3 protein-coding genes are annotated in these 3,049 nt (G+C 44.0%); all 3 read left to right on the top strand.

Going from position 1 to position 3,049, the window contains the following annotated elements; genetic code table 11:
• Positions 1-176: 176 nt before the first annotated feature.
• Positions 177-842, top strand: coding sequence for a tyrosine-type recombinase/integrase (locus FTU79_RS16305; protein WP_015060916.1), 666 nt, complete (start codon positions 177-179; stop codon positions 840-842).
• 189 nt (positions 843-1,031) lie between these two features.
• Positions 1,032-2,198 (top strand): tetracycline-inactivating monooxygenase Tet(X3), encoded by a 1,167-nt coding sequence (locus FTU79_RS16300; protein WP_024160783.1) that lies wholly within the window; start codon positions 1,032-1,034, stop codon positions 2,196-2,198.
• A 148-nt stretch (positions 2,199-2,346) separates the two neighbouring features.
• The coding region (locus FTU79_RS16295) for a recombinase family protein (protein WP_179994526.1) at positions 2,347-3,049 on the top strand (703 nt) is incomplete at its 3' end.

Here is a 3,049-nt window from a genome sequence, read left to right as displayed (position 1 = left end):
GTAAATTTTCAGCGTTGCTGGCTCCCCGTCAGCCGGATTGGGTTGCATCGCAGGGGTGTCGAAAGAGTCAACTGCGGTCCAAAGCTGTTGGACTTGGGTGAAAAGGGCGTTTATTCTTCCTATACGTCGATCGATTGAATGAAGGACATATACAATCATTTCTCCGACATTTGGTTATGGAGCGAAAAGTTTCAATATCTTATCAAAACCAGGCAATCAATGCGATTAAGTTTTATTACGAACGTGTTTTGGGTGGACAACGGAAAACATATTTCATCGAAAGACCAAAAAAAGAAAAAACACTTCCTGTTGTGATGAGTGAAGAAGAAACCATTCGGGTACTACGCGCTATTGAAAACGTGAAACACAAGGCTATTCTGATGACTATTTATTCGGCAGGTTTGCGCATTTCTGAATGTATAAACCTGAAAATAAAAGACATTGACTCCAAGCGCATGCAAATTCGTATAGAACAGTCAAAAGGAAAAAGAGATCGTTATACCATTTTATCTGAGAAAACATTAATTATTTTAAGAACATACTTTATGGAATATAAACCAAAAGATTATTTATTTGAAGGTCAAAAAGGTGGCGCATACTCAAGCCGAAGTATTCAAAACATTTTTAAAGCAGCTGTTTTAAAAGCAAAGATTCAAAAGGAAGTTACTGTACATACCTTACGACATAGCTTTGCAACGCATTTGCTTGAGAATGGTACGAGTTTACGTTATATTCAATCGTTGTTAGGTCATTCAAGCAGTAAAACAACTGAGGTTTATACACATATTACCACCAAGGGAATGGAACAATTAAAAAGTCCGATGGATTTGTTAGATATATAGAAAGGATTTGTATATTTGAGCAAAACTTAACAAAAAGCACTATGAATATAAATCCTTTTGAGAGAGTAGAAACGAACGGTAAACGGTTGAAAACGGATTTGTCACTGATAATGAAAGGTTTAGCAAAATAAGATATAGTGGATATATACGCCATTTGGCGTATAGCCACTTGTTATGTGCCATTTTTGAATGACAATGCGAATAGATACAGACAAACAAATGAATTTACTTAGTGATAAGAACGTTGCAATAATTGGTGGTGGACCCGTTGGACTGACTATGGCAAAATTATTACAGCAAAACGGCATAGACGTTTCAGTTTACGAAAGAGACAACGACCGAGAGGCAAGAATTTTTGGTGGAACCCTTGACCTACACAAAGGTTCAGGTCAGGAAGCAATGAAAAAAGCGGGATTGTTACAAACTTATTATGACTTAGCCTTACCAATGGGTGTAAATATTGCTGATGAAAAAGGCAATATTTTATCCACAAAAAATGTAAAGCCCGAAAATCGATTTGACAATCCTGAAATAAACAGAAATGACTTAAGGGCTATCTTGTTGAATAGTTTAGAAAACGACACGGTTATTTGGGATAGAAAACTTGTTATGCTTGAACCTGGTAAGAAGAAGTGGACACTAACTTTTGAGAATAAACCGAGTGAAACAGCAGATTTGGTTATTCTTGCCAATGGTGGAATGTCGAAAATAAGGAGCTTTGTTACCGACACGCAAGTTGAAGAAACCGGTACTTTCAACATCCAAGCTGATATTCTTCAACCGGAAATAAACTGTCCCGGATTTTTTCAGCTATGCAACGGCAACCGATTAATGGCGGGACATCAGGGCATTTTATTGTTTGCCAATCCCAATAATAATGGTGCATTGTATTTAGGAATTAGTTTTAAAACGCCCGATGAATGGAAAAATAAAATTCCCTTAGATTTTCAGGACAGAAACAGCGTTGCCGATTTTTTATTGAAAAGATTTTCCAAATGGAGTGAAGTTTACAAACAATTAATACGTTCGGTATCAACATTTCAATGCTTGCCCACAAGGAAATTTCCTTTGAACAATGATTGGAAAAGTAACCGTCCATTACCCATAACAATGATTGGCGATGCTGCTCATTTGATGTCGCCTTTTGCAGGACAGGGTGTAAATACGGGATTATTGGATGCTTTGATATTGTCTGAAAACCTTACAAACGGAGAATTTACAAGTATTGAAAATGCCATCGAAAACTACGAACAACAAATGTTTGTTTATGCAAAAGATACGCAGGACGAATCGACAGAAAACGAAACCGAAATGTTTAGTCCCAATTTTTCGTTTCAAAAATTATTGAATCTATAAACAGTAAGAAAAAACGGCTACTAACAAGCAGTTTTGCAATAGTGGGGCAGAAGTGCAAAATTGAACTTGTGTGCTTCTATCAACTTTTGTACATTAGCTGCCAGTTTAAGATGGGTGCATTTGAGTATGCCCAAAGGAGCCCGCAAGTATGCGCAGGACGAAGCCAGTAGCCGCGCCGATGGTGGCGCGGGTCTATCTGCGCGTCAGCACCGACGCGCAGGACTTGGAACGCCAAGAGGCGATCACTACGGCCGCGAAGGCCGCCGGCTACTACGTCGCCGGCATCTACCGTGAGAAGGCATCCGGCGCACGCGCCGACCGGCCTGAGCTGCTGCGCATGATCGGCGACCTACAGCCCGGCGAGGTGGTCATTGCCGAGAAGATCGACCGCATCAGCCGCCTACCTTTGCCCGAGGCCGAGCGCCTGGTGGCCTCGATACAGGCCAAAGGCGCACGCCTGGCCGTCCCTGGCGTGGTCGATCTATCCGACCTGGCGGCCGAGGCCCAGGGCGTCGCCAAGATCGTGCTGGAAGCCGTGCAGATCATGCTTTTTCGCCTGGCCTTGCAGATGGCCCGCGACGACTACGAGGACAGGCGCGAACGCCAGCGCCAAGGCATTGAGTTGGCCCGCCAGGCCGGGCGGTACAAGGGCCGCCGTGCTGATCCGAAGCGCCGCGCCCAAGTTGTCGCGCTGCGCAAGTCCGGCTACAGCATCAACAAGACCGCCGAGCTGGCCGGGTACAGTGCGGCCCAGGTGAAACGGATATGGGCCGAGGTCAGCCAGGCCGAAGCGAAGCAGCACGGCGCGTTCGTGGAGGACGCATTGACGGAAGCCGATGCCCTGGCCGCTG

This window comes from Acinetobacter sp. YH12144 (assembly GCF_013418345.1).
Taxonomy (GTDB): Bacteria; Pseudomonadota; Gammaproteobacteria; order Pseudomonadales; family Moraxellaceae; genus Acinetobacter; species Acinetobacter amyesii.
Note: the sequence above shows the minus strand (reverse complement) of the source record. Positions and strands in the feature narration are given on the sequence as shown.

What these genes read in the sequence shown, in the direction of transcription:
- FTU79_RS16305 (WP_015060916.1), top strand. Translation starts at nt 177, where the DNA reads ATGGAGCGAAAAGTTTCAATATCTTATCAAAACCAGGCAATCAATGCG.
- FTU79_RS16300 (WP_024160783.1), top strand. Translation starts at nt 1,032, where the DNA reads ATGACAATGCGAATAGATACAGACAAACAAATGAATTTACTTAGTGAT.